The organism is Methylobacterium sp. P1-11 (genome assembly GCF_008329595.1).
GTDB lineage: Bacteria > Pseudomonadota > Alphaproteobacteria > Rhizobiales > Beijerinckiaceae > Methylobacterium.
Window position 1 is genome coordinate 1 of record NZ_NPKS01000118.1, and the last position, 611, is coordinate 611.

Sequence of the window (611 nt, forward strand, 5' to 3'; positions counted from 1 at the left end):
CCCCAGACGGTCTCGATGTAGTTCTTGCCCTGGCTGGCGTTGGCGAGCTTCTTGCGCAGCTTGCAGATGAACACGTCGATGATCTTCAGCTCCGGCTCGTCCATGCCGCCGTAGAGATGGTTGAGGAACATCTCCTTGGTGAGGGTGGTGCCCTTCCGCAGCGAGAGGAGTTCCAGCATCTGGTACTCCTTGCCGGTGAGGTGGACCCGGGCGCCGCCGACCTCGACGGTCTTCTGGTCGAGGTTCACGATCAGGTCGCCGGTGGTGATCACCGACTGAGCGTGGCCCTTCGAGCGGCGCACGATGGCGTGGATGCGCGCCACCAGCTCGTCCTTGTGGAACGGCTTGGTCAGGTAGTCGTCGGCCCCGAAGCCGAGGCCCTTCACCTTGTCCTCGATGCCGGCCATGCCGGACAGGATCAGGATCGGCGTCTTCACCTTGGCCACGCGGAGCGAGCGGAGCACCTCGTAGCCCGACATGTCGGGCAGGTTCAGATCGAGGAGGATGATGTCGTAGTCGTAGAGCTTACCGAGATCGACACCCTCTTCCCCGAGATCGGTGGTGTAGGTGTTGAAGTTCTCGGACTTGAGCATCAGCTCGATGCTCTGCGC

1 protein-coding gene is annotated in these 611 nt (G+C 62.4%); it reads right to left on the reverse strand.

Annotated elements, in window-relative coordinates; all coding sequences use genetic code 11:
• Window positions 1–611, reverse strand: a 611-nt coding sequence (locus CIW48_RS32985) for a response regulator transcription factor CtrA (RefSeq protein WP_149314526.1), incomplete at both ends; no start/stop codon positions are given.